Below are 13,621 nucleotides of genomic sequence, written 5' to 3'. Positions count from 1 at the left end.
CCTGATCACCGTGTCGGGGGCTACGTCGACCGGCCGCGCCAGCCTCCCAAAGTGGCCAGCCCGATGATCCACCCGACGAAGAGGCCGTACGTGGCCCCGCTGCCGGCGGCCCGGAAGGCGCCGAGCAGGGTGGGGTTGGACTGGATCAGTGCCGCGAAGAGCGAGGCGAACGCCCCGGCGAAGACGTATGCGGACCACCCGGCGAAGAACTGCGCGAGGGTGCCGCGGGCCCGGGCCAGCTGGGTGCCGGGCAGTGCGTAGAGGAACGCTGCGGTAAGGAGGATCACGAGGATCGCCCGGAGGTTGGTGGCGATGACGTCCTGCACCGGCATGTCGGAGTCGAACCGCCAGGCCGGCCATGCGAGCAACTGGAGGAACCAGCCGCCCGCCGTATTCGCGTCGGTGTTGGACTCGGCCCAGTCCCCGTACCAGGGGCTGCCGAAGACCAGGACCAGCACGAGCGCCGCGATGGTGCCCGCGCCCGTGGTGGTCTTGTTCCGGGTGGTGGTGAGCGCCATGACGCCTTAGATTCCCAAGGCATCGCTGGAGTCAAACCTGTCGTTATTTACCCGCTGGGTGCTTCATGAGGTAGTCGATGAAGGCGGCGCGCAGCAGCGGCTCGGAGTCCGCGTCGTACCCGTGGCCGGTGAACTCGCGCCACAGCGCGACGGCCTCGTCGATCGTCGGGCCGACCGCGTTGGGCGAGCCGTCCAGCTCCTCGATGTCGTCGGCGTGCGGCAGGTGCCGGAGCACTGACCAGAAGAAGCCCACGTCGCGGCGGTGCCGGGCCACGGCGAACGCCCGCTCCCGCAACTCCTCTGTGGATAGGGCATCCAACTCGGCAAACGTGCTCTCTGACATACCGTGAGCTTATCGGCCGCTCGTGCCCCAGCGGTCTTCCCAGGGGTCCGACCGACCGGCCGCGGGCTGCGCCGGGAGCGGGGAGACCCAGGAATCCTCGCGGTCCCGCCGGGAGGACCAGTTGGACGCCGGCGGGTCCGGCTCGGTCCATTCGTCGTCCAGGCCGTCGCCCCGGGAGCGCGGCCGCCCGTACGACTCGACGAGCCGGGTCACCACCAGGCCGGCCGCCAGCACGCCGCCCGCGATCGCGAAGAGGGAGATGTCCCAGTCGGTCTCGGCCTCGTACCGCAGGAACAGGGTGACGAGCACGACCGCCAGGATCGTGCCGAAGATCCCGCCGCGCCGGCCGAAGGCACTCGCGCCGCCGAGCAGCGCGGCACCGATCGCCAGGCCGGTCCACTCCAGCCCCGGCGAGGGCACCACCGGCGCGTTCTCGCCGGCCACCAGCAGGATGCCGGCCACCGCCGCGAACGCGCTGGACAGCACCAGCGAGCCGCCGGTCAGCACGGCGGCCAGGCCGCCACGGCGGCGGGCCGGGTCGGCCACCGGACGGAAGCGGCCCACCGCCCGGCGCACCGGTTTGATCATGCCGATCAGGCCACCGAGTACGGACAGGGCGGCGATCCCGGCGAAGAGGTACAGGGCCTGCTCGGTCGGGTCGTACTCGCCCTGCAAGTTGACCGGCGCGGACCGCTGCTGGATGAAGACGAGCGCCGCCAGCACGCCGGCGAGGGACCCCGCCCAGCCGGGCACGTGGAAGCCGACCACGAGGACGGCCATCACCAGGCCCAGGATCGCGGCGGCGACGGTCGCCTCGCCAGCGGCTATCAGCACGCCCCGGTCGCCGTTCTCCGCGAAGTGCAGCGCCGAGGCGACCGCGATCGTGCCGAGGGCCAGGTTGGGTGCGCCGGCCCGGAGAGTGAGGCTGGCCCCGAGCGCGATCAGGCCGAGGGCCGCCGCCTGCACCAGGAGCTGGTCGAGCGCGGCACCGCGGACGGCGTCCGGGTTCGCGCGGTAGAGCAGGAACGCGACGCCGCCGGCGGCGATCAGCAGGATGATCTCCCAGGCCACGTGCACGCCCATGCGGTCGCGGCCGGGCTCGCCGTGCGTCGGGTCGTCGAAGACGTCGTCCAGGTTCGTCGAGGAGACCGCGCGGCGCTGGGTCAGCTCCATCGGCTCCGGTTCGCGGAATTCGTTGGCCACCGGGAAGCTGCCGGTCTGGTACGTCGGTGTGGAGCCGAAGCCCCCGTCCGTACCGAAGCGCGCGTCTTCCCGCAGCCCGCCCCCGATCGGGTCCGTGCTGCCGGTGTCGCGCCGCCGAAAGGCCGGCTCGTCGTACGCCATTTTGCGCGCCTCCTGTGGTCGTTCAGCCTGGCTTCGCGCCGCCTAGCTTTACGGATCCGGACGCACGACGGATTGAAACCAGTCAGCCGCACCGTACTCGGCTCTACCCAGGGACGTCACCCCCTGTGTACGACACCCCGCATCGGTGGGTGCCCTACTTGTCGGACCTATCCGATTCTTTCTCATCATCTGGACGCTTCGGAACCCGGCACGAGCGCTCCAGCCACAGGGCCGCGCCGACCAGTGCCAACGAGGCGACCAGGCCGGCGGAGGCGGCCGGGATGTCGTTGCTGGCCGCCCTGGTGCGCTCGATCAGCAGCCACCCCAGCAGTCCCGCGTAGAACCCGGCGAAGATGGCCCCGGCCAGTGAGGACGCCTTCGCGAGCACGGCGTACCGCGCGACCGCGAGGGGGTCGACCGGCTCCCGCCCCGGGCGCCGCTCGATGCCGGCCCGGGTGTTGATCGCGACGTACGCTTCGAGCACGGCCAGCGCCGCCAGCGTCACAGTGGGTAACCATGGCAGGCTCGGAATGTCGTTGTAGAAGCTGCTGATCAGCCACCACGCCACCGCGGCCGCGGCGAGGCCGGCCACGACCAGCGTGGCGGGCCGGGTCGGGCCCATTCGCGGTCCGTGCGGCGCGGCACCGCGCGGTGGAGACTCCGGTTCCATCACTCCGACTCTAACCGCAGGTGCGGTCGAGGGCTGACGGCCAGGGCGTCTCCCGCGAGGGGTTCGGTCTGGAGCAGGTCGGACAGCGTCCCGTGGCCCGGCAGCTGCGCGTACGGCTGGATGTCGATCCACGGCCGGAGCACGAAGGCACGCAGGTGGGCGCGCGGGTGCGGGAGAGTCAGCTCGGGGTCGTCACCGCGAATCGGCACACCGTCGTCGGTCCACGCCGCGATCACGTCCACGTCGAGGCTGCGCGGCCCGAACGGGCGGGCCGGGTCGCGTACCCGGCCGGCCGCCTCCTCCAGCGCCCGCGCCCGCGCCAGCCAGTCCCGCGGCGTGGCCGCCGGGTCGTGGACCAGCGCCGCCGCGTTCAGGTACGCCGGCTGGTCCTCGTCGCCCCAGGGTGGCGTCTCGTACACCCCGGACACCACCAGCAACACGTCGGACAGGCCCGCCACCGCGGTACGGAGGTGGCCGAACCGGTCACCGAGGTTGCTGCCCAGCGAGAGGACGGCCCGGGTCATGGCTCCCGCCACCGGGACACGGTCACCGCGACGTCGGCGAACTCGTGGGCGATCGGGGCCTGCGGCTTGTGCACCGTCACGGTCGCCGCGGCGACCCGGCGGTCGGCGAGGCAGAGGGTCGCCAGCCGTTCGGCCAGCGTCTCGATCAGGTTGACCGGCTCGCCGGTGACCACCGCGACCAGGCGCTCGGCCAGCTCGCCGTAGTGCACGGTGTCGGCCACGTCGTCGGAGCGGGCCGCCGGGCCGAGGTCGAGATCCAGCACCACGTCCACGACGAAGTCCTGGCCCTGCTCGCGCTCGAAGTCGTACACGCCGTGGCGGCCGCGGGCGCGCAGCCCGGTCAGGGTGATTTGGTCGGTCACGGTCGCACCAGCCTCGGTGCGCCGGACGCCTCCCAGACGGCCAGCGCGTCCACCGTCCCGCGTACGTCGTGCACCCGCACCCCCCAGGCGCCCGCGGCCACGGCCAGGACGCTGGTGGCGACCGTCGCCGCCTCCCGCTCGTCCGCCGGCCGCGGAGTGCCGTCCGGACCGGCCAGCAGCGCGCCCAGGTACGACTTCCGGCTGGCCGCGACGAGCACCGGGTAGCCGAGCGTCATCAGCTCGTCCAGGTGCCGCGTGAGCTGCCAGTTGTGCGCCGGCTTCTTGGCGAAGCCGAGGCCCGGGTCGATCACCAGCCGGTCGGCGCGGACGCCGGCGGCGAGCGCCTGGTCGACCCGCTGGCCCAGTTCGGCGCGTACCTCGGCCACCACGTCGGCGTACGTGGCCAGGTCCTGCATCCGCCGGGAGTGGCCCCGCCAGTGCATCAGCACCCAGGGACAGCCGGCCTCCGCGACCACCTTTCCCATGTCCGCGTCGGCGAGTCCGCCCGACACGTCGTTGACAACGACGGCGCCGGCCTCTAGGGCCGCCGCGGCGACGCTCGCCCGAGTGGTGTCGATACTCATGAGTACGCCGGCGGCGGCCAGCTCGCGGATGACCGGCAATACGCGCTTGGCCTCGGTCTCCGCGTCCACGCGTGCGGCGCCGGGCCGCGTCGACTCGCCGCCGATGTCGACGATGCCGGCGCCCTGATCGCGCATCTCCACGCCGTGCCGGACGGCGTCCGAACGACACACATAGCGTCCGCCATCGGAAAATGAATCGGGCGTTACGTTCAGAACCCCCATCACGACGGGGCGCGCCGACCGCAGGAGTTCCACCGCTGCGGTGAGGCGTGATTCTGTCACGAATAGACGGTACCGACCGGCGATCAAACCGCTGCTCGCCGGCCCCGATTAGCACAAATGTTCGAGACAAGTTATCATGAGCCACGCCCGAACCACAGGTCACGAGCTTCGTAGCTTGGCAGAAAGGGGGGTGCCCCGTACGCTTTGCAATTGCGCATCATTCAGACGTCATAGCTTGAGGAGATGGGCTAAAGCAGGACAAAACGCCCAGAAAAGTTCACCATATGTGGTGAACGCCAGACAGTGAGTGATGGGGCAACCCGCCTACTCCCACCGCCGACGGGCTGCGCACCGGGGAGGTCCTTACCAATGAACACCACAGAGTTCGTCACAGCGGCGTGGTCAACGGCCACGCACGCGGCTGACGCGCTCGCCCTCATACCTGCGGCGGAGCCGGAACCCAAGGGTATCGACACCGAAAACATCGTCACCTTCTTCGCCAGCAACATCGCGCCGATCCTGCTCGCCGTACTGGGCGTGATCTTCATCGGCCGGGCCAGCAAGGGCGAGATATCGAAGGTGTTGACGAGTTCGGCGATCGCGATCGTGGGCCTGGCGTTCATCGCGGGAGCGGCGACACTGTTCTTCGTCGGCGACTACATCATCAACTTGATCTTCGAGTAGGCCGCGGGCTCGATATGCGGCTGCGTACCGACGACGACATCTACCGGGCTCGCCTGGTCTACCTCGGCCCGCCCGGCTACACGCTGCCCATCCACCTGCCGTACGCCCAGTACGGCGTCTTTATGCTGCTCGTGCCCCTCTTCATATTCATTCATTACCTCATCACGTGGGACGTGGAACTGTTCCCAGCATGGGAGATCGCGCTCGCTGTCGTGACGACGTCCTTCATATTTCGGTACGTCGATCCCGACCGTCCCGCGCGCATGGTGATCCGGACCGCCCTGACCGACTGGCGCCGCACCCGGGAGCCCGTGACGGAGCTGCGCGACCCGCGCCTCGTCGCTACCCGGATCCGGATCCGGGAGGAGTTGGTATGAGGAGCACTCACGGCCTTCTGCGCGGAGCGATGGCATGACCCCACCCTCCCCACCGGGCTCCCCTCGTCCGGTCGGCGTGCCGGCCGACCCTCAAGGTAACGCTGTGCGACCAGACGACTACTCGCCGTTTGATCATGACGATGACGCCGGCGACCTGATCACCAGCCCCGACCACGGCGCGGTCGCCGTTTTCCAGGCCCCCCAGCCGTCGCGCCGGCCGGCACCCCCGGCCGCGAGCAACGGGCGCGGCGAGACCGAACACCCCGACATCGACTCGCCCTTCCTCGACCTCTTCCCCGGCCAGGCCGGCCGACCGGCCCCGACTGCCGGCCCAGGCGAGCGGAGCGAGCGCGCCAGCAGAGCGCCGGCGCGGTCGCCGGCGCCCCAGCCTGCCGTGGAACCCGTCCGGCCGGCAGCCAACGGCACCGGCGCGGCCGCCCGACCCGACCACGACCGGGACCTGAAAGGCGTACCCCCGAAAGAAGCCGGACCAGCAGCGGCCACGCGGCCGCCGGCGCGGGCCGAGCGCCCACCGCGCCATGCGGCCCTTGACAGTGCCGCGTCCGCCGGCACAGCGAACGCGCACGACGTCACGGCTGCCCGGGGGCCGGTGAACCTGCCGGCCGTGCGGGAGCCGATGGCCGAGGCCCCGGTGCGGCGGCCGAGCGCGGAGCCGGCGCCCCGGCGGCGGCCGGAGGAGCCGCGACGGCCGGCGGAGGACGAGGCGCCGCCGCGCGAGCGGCGGTCCGGGGTCAAGAAGCGGCCCGGGTCGGCGCCCAAGCCGGTCCGCGCCCCGAAGATCAAGTTCGCGGACCGCGACCCGGCCGTGGACCTGGCGATCACCGAGATCGCCGGCCACCTGACGTTCACGCCGCACACGGTGACCGCCTGGTACTGGCTGCCGGAGGTGCGCTGGGCGTTCCGGCCGGACGCGGAGCGCGAGGCGCTGCTGTCGGCGATCTCCGAGCAGTACGCGGGGCTCGCCGGGTTCCGGCTGCACCTGCGCCGCACCACCCGGCCGTTCCCGGCCGACGAGTGGGCCCGCACCCTCGACATGCACACCCCGCACCCGCTCGGCAACGCACCCGGCGCCACCTCCTGGTCCGACCACCTGGTGGCCGCGCAGCGCCACCTGCTGTCGGTCAACCACGCGGAGGGCCAGACGTACCTGGGCGTGACGTTCGCCCGGCGGTCGCTCGGCGACTCGCTGGCCGAGCGGCTGCTGCGGGCGTTCGGGCGGGGCGTCGCCGAAGGCGAGCGGCGCAAGCTCGGGCGCACGGTGGAACAGTTCGACGAGGTGCTCGGCGCGTTCGGCATGCGGGGGCGGCAGGTGACGCCGCACGAACTGGAGTGGCTGCTCTACCGCTCGGTCGCGCTGTGCATGGCGCCGCCGACCGCGCTGTCTCCCGTCACCGGCGGACAGTGGGAGCGCGGCGACCTGCTGGCGCTGACCGAGCAGATCGAGCGCTACCGGACCCCGTACGGCTCGACGGTCAAGCTGGTCAACCGGATGACCGGCGAGGAGCGGCACGTCGCCGTGCTCGCCGTCGGCCGGATGGAGCCGCTGGAGATCCCCGAAAAGCACGAGCCGTGGATGCACTTCCACGAGCGGCTGCCCTGGCCCATGGAGCTGTCCTCGCGGGTCGACCTGCTGGGCTCCGGCGACTCGTTCAAGAACCTCGAACACCGCCTCCGGATGATCCGCTCCCAGCAGCTCGACTACGCCGAGCACGGCATCGACGCCCCGCCCGAGCTCGAACGGCTGGCCAAGCGGGCCCTCGTCATCGGCGACGAGATGACCACCGGCCTGCCGGTCGAGTCGGCGCGCGCACACGGCTGGCACCGGATCGCGGTCGGCGGACGCACCCGGGAGGAGTGCCTGGAACGGGCCCGGCGGCTCATCCAGCTCTACTCCCGCGAGCTGCGCATCTCGCTGCAGCACCCGAAAAACCAGGACTGGCTGGCGCGGGAGTTCATCCCCGGCGAGCCCATCGCCAACACCGGCTACATCCGGCGCATGCCGGTCAAGCTGCTCGCCGCCGCGCTGCCCCAGGCGGCGTCCACGGTGGGCGACCGGCGCGGCGACCTCATCGGGCGCACGTCGGGCACCTGCCGGCGGCCGGTCTTCCTCGACCTGCACTTCCCCATGGAGGTACGGGAGCGGTCCGGGCTCGCCGTCTTCGTCGCCGAGCCGGGCGGTGGCAAGTCGACGCTGCTCGGCGCGCTGGGCTACCTGGCCGCCCGGCGCGGCGTACAGGTCACCCTGCTCGACCCGTCCGGCCCGCTCGCCCGGCTATGCGCGATGCCGGAGCTGCGGCCATACTCGCGGGTGCTCAACCTGACCGGCTCCGAGCACGGCACGCTCGCCCCGTACTCGCTGATCCCCACGCCACTGCGGTCGGAATTCGCCGCCGGGCCGCCCGGCGACCGCGAGTTCGAGATCGCGGTGTCCAACGCCCGGGCCGAGCGCCGCATGCTCGTACAGGACATCTGCTCGATGCTGGTGCCGCCGCAGGTCGCCCGCGAGGCGGCGACGGCGACCCTGCTGCGCCACGCCGTACGGCAGGTGCCGGCCGAAGAGACGTCCACGCTGGACGACGTGGTCGCCTGCCTGTCCAGCCTGGACAACGACGAGGGCCGCGAGCTGGCCAACCTGCTCCTGGACACCGCCGAGATGCCGCTCGCCCTGCTCTTCTTCGGCCGCCCACCAGAAGGGCTGCTCGGCGCCGACGCCGCGCTGACCGTCATCACCATGGCCGGCCTGCGCCTGCCCGACCTGAAGATCGAGCGGGAGTACTGGTCGGCCGAGGAGGCGCTGGCCCTGCCGATGCTGCACACCGCGCACCGGCTGGCCGTACGGCGCTGCTACGGCGGCTCGATGTCGTCCCGCAAGATGGTGGGCTTGGACGAGGCGCACTTCATGGAGGGATGGCGCTCCGGCCGCTCCTTCCTCGTACGGCTGGCGCGGGACTCCCGCAAGTGGAACCTGGCAGCGCTGGTCGCCTCCCAGAACCCGCGCGACATCCTCGGCCTCGACGTACAGAACCTGGTCTCCACCGTCTTCGTCGGGCGGATCGCCGAAGACGTCGAGATCGCGTCCGAGGCGCTGCGACTTCTCCGCGTGCCGGTGAACGACGGTTACGAGGCAACGCTCGCTTCATTGTCTAATGTGGACACGTCATCGGCTTCACGACTCGGATTCCGGGAGTTCGTCATGCGGGACGTGGATGGGCGCGTGCAGAAGATAAGAGTGGACGTGTCGTACGTCGAGGGCCTCCTCGACCACCTCGACACCACACCGGCAGTCGCTACAGCGGCACAGTCCCTGCCCACCGGCGCATCCGACGCGGAGGTGTGAGGTGACCAGGCGCGCGACCGCGCTACTCCTCGTCATCCTCGTATCCGCCGCCACGTCCCTCGTCTGGCCCACAGGGCCGGCGTCCGCGTACCCAACCATGCCAACACAAGCCCCCGGCGACCTTTGCACAACGCAGGAGTGGCAAGCCGACTTCCGAGCCTGCGTCGACAAGCTTCAGGACGTGGCGGCCGCACGCGCGGAATGTCTCACCGCCCCGACCCCCGGCACGCCGGACTCCGGCCTCGCCGGCTGGTTCGCAAGTCGCCCCGAGGCATCGAAAAAGGACGGCCCGAAGGGCCTCTACACCGACTACGGCTACGCCGGATACGGCTACACGACCTACGATATCGACAACGGATGCGCCTCAAAGCTTACCCATCCCGAGTACAAGTTCACCACCACGGTCGCCAACGGCGAGTTCATGATTGCGACCGCGATCATCGGCGCGTCGAATGCGCTAAGGGAACGAGCCTGGGATCCAGAGTCGATGTGGGGCTGGGCCGACCCCTTGGTAGACCAGGCGACCAAGGCGGTCTACCAAAAGGTCTTCAGCGTTTTCGGTATCGTCACGCTGGCCGTGGTGGGTTTGTACCTGCTCTGGCGGTCCCGTCAAGCAGACATGAGTAACGCGATGACCACGGCAGGGTGGGCGCTGCTCATCATGGTCGCCGTAACGGCACTGGCGGCGTGGCCGGTGAAATCGGCCAACGTCGCGGACTCCACCCTCGTCGGCACGCTGGGGGTCGTGCACGACGCGGTCGGTCCCCGCTCAATGGATAGGCCGCCCGGCGAATGCCGGCTCGGAAATCCCGAGGCGTGTACGGATCATCGCCCCCGGCGGTGCGGGCCAGCGATACCGTCACCGAAACGATGCTGTACCGCAACTGGCTCCGCGGCGTTCTTGGTTCGGCCGACAGCGAGACCGCGAAGAAATACGGCCGCGCCCTGTACGACGCCAAGTCCCTAAGCTGGGATGAAACTGAAAAACTACGCTCCAACCCAGCCACCCGCGAAGCCACTAAGGCGGCCAAGGAACGGCAATGGATGAAGGTCGCGGAGCAAATCAAGACCGAAGATCCAGAGGCCTACGAGTACCTGCAAGGGACCAAGGACATGGAGCGGATAGGCGCCGGCTTCATCGCCGTGCTCGCCGCCCTTCTGTTCGCGATGTTCGACCTCACCGCCTCGCTGTTGGTACTGCTCGGCTTCCTGATCTTCCGCTGGGCGGTCATCGCCGCCCCGATTCTCGGCACGGTTGGCCTGATGCGGCCCGCCAGTGCGGGCATCCGCCGGCTGGCCAACGCCGTGGTGGCAGCCGTCTTCAATATCGCCATCTTCGGTACCGGCGCAGCGATCTATCTCTTCGCGGTCGACCTGATCATGAGCACACCCACCTTGCCGGGTTGGTTGCAGGTGGTCCTCGTCTGGCTGTGCGGCGTTGTCGGCTGGCTCCTCCTGCGTCCGTACCGCCGGATCACCCAACTTGGCGGCAAGGACGGTACTGCCGCGATCACATCTGCGGGTTCCTGGCATCGCCGCTTCTTCCGCGACGTTCGAGAGGCTGCGAAACTCAACGTCGCCGAGCCGGGCGGCACCGCCGAGCCACAAGCTGGCAAGCGGCGCCAGGTCGTCGTTGAGCAGACCAGCCTTCGGCCTGAAGCCCGGGACGAGGACCCTTCGCACGCCAGTACGTCACGAGCCGACGGCCAAGAGCGCGATGGAGCGGCAGCCCCCGACGTTTCGCCGCCATCCCGCGGAGCCTCGCCGGCCCCGTCACGCACGCGGCGCCCGGCCCAGTGGGTGGAGCCGGATGTCCCCGAGAAGCCACCGGCCTACACCATCTACCGGCCCGACGGTGAGCCAGCCACGGAGCCCGCACCGACGCCCCGGGTGCGCGCCGAGGCCAGGTGACACGAATGCGCCGGGCCATCGAGGTCATCGTCCGCGGGATCCTTCGGTCCCGCGTCGGCGTGGCCCTGGTCCTGTCAATCGTCGTGTTTGGCATCGTCGGTGCCGCAAAACTGTTTTCCAGCTCCACGGACGCCGTCCCGGGAACGCGCGGCGCGCCCGACCAGCCGATCATCACCGCCAGCCCGACGGCTGCCGATGACGGCCTAGCCACACCCGAGTCTGCGCCAGTACCCGTCATCAGTCCGGGGACTGCCGCCCCCGCCACGGTTGCCGAAGCCTTCGGGATGGCGTGGGTCGATCACCGCGACACAACCGCCGACCGCTGGTATGCCGGGCTGTTGCCGCATTGCACAGAGACGCTGGCCGGAAAGCTGGCCGATGTCGATCCGGCCGCGGTCCCCGCCGACCGCCTCACCGGCAAGCCCGTCCTGATTCCGTACGCGGAGAACATCGTCGACGCGACGATCCGCGTCGACTCCGGCCTACTGCGGCTGCGCTTGACCGCCGTCGCCGGGCGCTGGCTGGTCGACGGCGTGGACTGGGAGCGGGCATGACCGACAACCTCGTGAGCGACGTTGAGCGAACTCGCCGTCGGTCCACTCGGAAGGTTGGGCTCGCGGCGGCTCTCGTCGCGACATTGGCCTTGCTTTGCTGCGGGGGTGGGGTCACCTCGTACTTCCTCACCGACCTTGGCGGGGAGGACAACAGCTTGCTGAGTAATGCGTTCGGTTGTGGCGAAACGGGCATCGTCGACGCGTCCAAGGAGTTGCCCAGCGTCGGCCCTTACGGCCAGAACCAGATTCGCAATGCCGCCACCATCGTCAACGTCGGATCCCATCTGCGTGTGCCCTTTCGCGGCTGGATCATCGCCGTCGCGACCGCCATGCAGGAGTCCGCGCTGACGAACCTGCCGCATCTCGGTCCGGACAACGACCATGACTCCGTCGGCCTCTTTCAGCAACGCCCGAGCCAGGGTTGGGGGACGCCGGAGCAGCTCCAGGATCCGAAGTACGCCTCGCGCAAGTTCTACGAGAAGCTGCTGGCCATCCAGGGCTGGCAGCGGATGGCGCTGACCGATGCCGCGCAGAAAGTGCAGCGCAGCGCCTACCCCGACGCGTACGCGAAGCATGAGCCTCTAGCGACCCAGATTGTCAACGTCCTGACGGGCGGAGCGGGGAGGGCGGCTGGCGATGGCACCACCGCCCGGTGTGCCGCAGCCGGCGAGATCGCCGCATCGGGTTGGACGGTCCCGGTCCGTGCGCTCATCGTTTCCGGGTTCCGCACCGCCGAGCGTCCGACCCATGACGGCGTGGATCTCGGCGCCGGCCGCAATACACCCATTCGCGCTGCGGCTTCTGGCCAAGTTATTACCGCGCGATGCGACGTTGACCGGTCCGGCAGGCTCTGCGATCGCGATGGTTCTCCCTCGACGCCCGGCTGTGGCTGGTACGTGAAGATCCGTCACGCCGGCAACTTCGTGACCATGTACTGCCACATGGTCGTCCGGCCAAAGGTGACGGTCGGGCAGATGGTGGCTGCTGGTGAAGAAATCGGCCTGGTCGGCACTAGTGGTCATTCCTCGGGCCCGCACCTGCATTTCGAGGTCTACGACCCCGGTAAGGGTGACAAGATCGACCCGGCGGCATTCATGCGGGACAAGGGTGCGCCACTGGGCAGCAACCCATGAGCCGCGAACCTCGACCAGATCCGTTCGCCGGCCGGCCCGATTGGGCGCCGCATCCGCCGAGGCCTATTGTTCCGATGCCGGCGTTGAACCACGACGATCTGCGTGGCCGTCGCGTGATCGTCGGCCTTCCAGGACTTGGGTGGCGGTGCGACCTACGAGCTGACGAAAGGGTGGTGCAAGGCAGCCGGACCTACATCCCGGTAATGCCGGAACATGAGTGGTACAGGGCCGAACTGGAACAGGTCGAGGTGTTCGCGCCTCTCATACCAGCCGAACAAGTATGGGTAGAAGTACTAGGTGCACGCAACGAGATCGTCCCACACGATCGAAACGATATGCCTGATCGTCTCGTGTCGCTAGACGCTCCTCCGCGGCGAGAACCAATAGCCATTATGGATGTGTCGCGGCTTACAGGTCATCGAGTGGTGCAGGTCGTAGAAGGAGTAGAGCGCCGTGACTTGCGCGCGGTCACTGAGCTGCATACGAGCACCGACGGCTACACCTGCGCACGAGTTGCAACTGAACTGGAATGGTATCGGTGGGCAGCGAATGGCCGAGCTCCGAAAACCCGTGAGATTCCCGTCAATTTGCTCTGGATAGAGTGAAGCTCATCCCCTACGAGCGCTACACACTCGCCATCCATCGTCGTCTTCGGCATCAAACCGCCAGAGCTGCCGATCACTCTCACTTCCATCGGAAATTGTTCTGCGAATTTCGACACTAACTGTGCTTCGCCGTCCAGAGGTTTCCATTGTCAGTGAGCCCCAGGAGATCTGAACATTTATGGCGTGCTGAGACTCCCTCGCCTCAATATCCCGTCGAAATGCACGTATTTCGGCCAGATCTGCACCTCCACAGGTATATAGACCGGCACGCGTGTCATTACGTTCTACTAGGTAGGCGCGGAGGTAGTTATCTACGGCCACGTCGGGGGCGCTGCGGTCTGGTTCGGTGGCGTCGCGGTACGCGACCAGTGCCACCCCCGCACCTCCCAGGCAGAGCAGCGCCACCACCCCAGCGACCATCATCAACACGAG

General features: G+C 69.2%; 14 protein-coding genes and 1 pseudogene. 7 read left to right on the top strand and 8 right to left on the bottom strand.

Features of this window, described 5'->3' with window-relative positions; translation table 11 throughout:
• Positions 1-20: 20 nt before the first annotated feature.
• The 7 genes from Prum_RS21295 to folP all read right to left on the bottom strand — a co-directional run bounded on the left by Prum_RS21295 (position 21) and on the right by folP (position 4,567).
• Complete coding sequence (locus Prum_RS21295; protein WP_173078125.1) at positions 21-518, bottom strand: hypothetical protein; 498 nt, start codon at positions 516-518, stop codon at positions 21-23.
• 43 nt (positions 519-561) lie between these two features.
• Positions 562-861: a hypothetical protein gene (locus Prum_RS21290; protein ID WP_173078124.1), complete on the bottom strand. Its 300-nt coding sequence runs from the start codon at positions 859-861 to the stop codon at positions 562-564.
• 9 nt (positions 862-870) lie between these two features.
• Positions 871-2,205 (bottom strand): ABC transporter permease, encoded by a 1,335-nt coding sequence (locus Prum_RS21285; protein WP_173078123.1) that lies wholly within the window; start codon positions 2,203-2,205, stop codon positions 871-873.
• Positions 2,206-2,359: 154 nt separating this feature from the next.
• Complete coding sequence (locus Prum_RS21280; protein ID WP_173083986.1) at positions 2,360-2,827, bottom strand: DUF3180 domain-containing protein; 468 nt, start codon at positions 2,825-2,827, stop codon at positions 2,360-2,362.
• A gap of 47 nt (positions 2,828-2,874) precedes the next feature.
• The gene (folK, locus tag Prum_RS21275; RefSeq protein ID WP_173078122.1) at positions 2,875-3,399 is read right to left on the bottom strand and encodes a 2-amino-4-hydroxy-6-hydroxymethyldihydropteridine diphosphokinase; all 525 of its coding nucleotides are present in this window, start codon (positions 3,397-3,399) and stop codon (positions 2,875-2,877) included.
• Positions 3,396-3,761: a dihydroneopterin aldolase gene (gene folB, locus Prum_RS21270; RefSeq protein ID WP_173078121.1), complete on the bottom strand. Its 366-nt coding sequence runs from the start codon at positions 3,759-3,761 to the stop codon at positions 3,396-3,398. The genes folK and folB overlap by 4 nt, the downstream gene beginning before the upstream one ends.
• The gene (gene folP, locus Prum_RS21265; protein WP_173083984.1) at positions 3,758-4,567 is read right to left on the bottom strand and encodes a dihydropteroate synthase; all 810 of its coding nucleotides are present in this window, start codon (positions 4,565-4,567) and stop codon (positions 3,758-3,760) included. The genes folB and folP overlap by 4 nt, the downstream gene beginning before the upstream one ends.
• Before the next feature lie 369 nt (positions 4,568-4,936).
• On the opposite strand from folP, the gene Prum_RS21260 reads away from it, so the two are divergent.
• From Prum_RS21260 to Prum_RS51730, 7 genes and pseudogenes are all read left to right on the top strand, one after another.
• Entirely contained in the window at positions 4,937-5,251 is a 315-nt protein-coding gene (locus Prum_RS21260) for a hypothetical protein (protein ID WP_173078120.1), read from the top strand.
• Positions 5,252-5,265: 14 nt separating this feature from the next.
• Entirely contained in the window at positions 5,266-5,628 is a 363-nt protein-coding gene (locus Prum_RS21255) for a hypothetical protein (RefSeq protein ID WP_173078119.1), read from the top strand.
• Positions 5,629-5,662: 34 nt separating this feature from the next.
• Positions 5,663-8,986 carry an ATP-binding protein gene (locus Prum_RS21250; protein WP_173078118.1) on the top strand — a complete coding sequence of 1,108 codons (3,324 nt, stop codon included), beginning with the start codon at positions 5,663-5,665 and terminating at the stop codon, positions 8,984-8,986.
• Position 8,987: 1 nt separating this feature from the next.
• Positions 8,988-10,897: pseudogene (locus Prum_RS21245) on the top strand (MFS transporter).
• Positions 10,898-10,902: 5 nt separating this feature from the next.
• Entirely contained in the window at positions 10,903-11,451 is a 549-nt protein-coding gene (locus Prum_RS21240; protein WP_173078117.1) for a hypothetical protein, read from the top strand.
• Positions 11,448-12,584 (top strand): M23 family metallopeptidase, encoded by a 1,137-nt coding sequence (locus Prum_RS21235; protein ID WP_173078116.1) that lies wholly within the window; start codon positions 11,448-11,450, stop codon positions 12,582-12,584. The genes Prum_RS21240 and Prum_RS21235 overlap by 4 nt, the downstream gene beginning before the upstream one ends.
• Positions 12,581-13,189 (top strand): hypothetical protein, encoded by a 609-nt coding sequence (locus Prum_RS51730; protein ID WP_246278012.1) that lies wholly within the window; start codon positions 12,581-12,583, stop codon positions 13,187-13,189. The genes Prum_RS21235 and Prum_RS51730 overlap by 4 nt, the downstream gene beginning before the upstream one ends.
• Before the next feature lie 3 nt (positions 13,190-13,192).
• Here Prum_RS51730 and Prum_RS55780 read toward each other — a convergent pair whose 3' ends face one another.
• Positions 13,193-13,609, bottom strand: coding sequence for an Rv0361 family membrane protein (locus Prum_RS55780; RefSeq protein ID WP_443094366.1), 417 nt, complete (start codon positions 13,607-13,609; stop codon positions 13,193-13,195).
• Positions 13,610-13,621: the final 12 nt, after the last annotated feature.

This window comes from Phytohabitans rumicis (assembly GCF_011764445.1).
Classification (GTDB): Bacteria; Actinomycetota; Actinomycetes; order Mycobacteriales; family Micromonosporaceae; genus Phytohabitans; species Phytohabitans rumicis.
Note: the sequence above shows the minus strand (reverse complement) of the source record. Positions and strands in the feature narration are given on the sequence as shown.

Coding starts and splice junctions, on each gene's coding strand:
- folK (WP_173078122.1), bottom strand. CDS start 3,399: ATGACCCGGGCCGTCCTCTCGCTGGGCAGCAACCTCGGTGACCGGTTC.
- Prum_RS21250 (WP_173078118.1), top strand. CDS start 5,663: ATGACCCCACCCTCCCCACCGGGCTCCCCTCGTCCGGTCGGCGTGCCG.
- Prum_RS21285 (WP_173078123.1), bottom strand. CDS start 2,205: ATGGCGTACGACGAGCCGGCCTTTCGGCGGCGCGACACCGGCAGCACG.
- Prum_RS51730 (WP_246278012.1), top strand. CDS start 12,581: ATGAGCCGCGAACCTCGACCAGATCCGTTCGCCGGCCGGCCCGATTGG.
- Prum_RS21260 (WP_173078120.1), top strand. CDS start 4,937: ATGAACACCACAGAGTTCGTCACAGCGGCGTGGTCAACGGCCACGCAC.
- Prum_RS21235 (WP_173078116.1), top strand. CDS start 11,448: ATGACCGACAACCTCGTGAGCGACGTTGAGCGAACTCGCCGTCGGTCC.
- folP (WP_173083984.1), bottom strand. CDS start 4,567: ATGGGGGTTCTGAACGTAACGCCCGATTCATTTTCCGATGGCGGACGC.
- Prum_RS21240 (WP_173078117.1), top strand. CDS start 10,903: ATGCGCCGGGCCATCGAGGTCATCGTCCGCGGGATCCTTCGGTCCCGC.
- Prum_RS21255 (WP_173078119.1), top strand. CDS start 5,266: ATGCGGCTGCGTACCGACGACGACATCTACCGGGCTCGCCTGGTCTAC.
- Prum_RS55780 (WP_443094366.1), bottom strand. CDS start 13,609: ATGGTCGCTGGGGTGGTGGCGCTGCTCTGCCTGGGAGGTGCGGGGGTG.
- Prum_RS21290 (WP_173078124.1), bottom strand. CDS start 861: ATGTCAGAGAGCACGTTTGCCGAGTTGGATGCCCTATCCACAGAGGAG.
- Prum_RS21280 (WP_173083986.1), bottom strand. CDS start 2,827: ATGGGCCCGACCCGGCCCGCCACGCTGGTCGTGGCCGGCCTCGCCGCG.
- Prum_RS21295 (WP_173078125.1), bottom strand. CDS start 518: ATGGCGCTCACCACCACCCGGAACAAGACCACCACGGGCGCGGGCACC.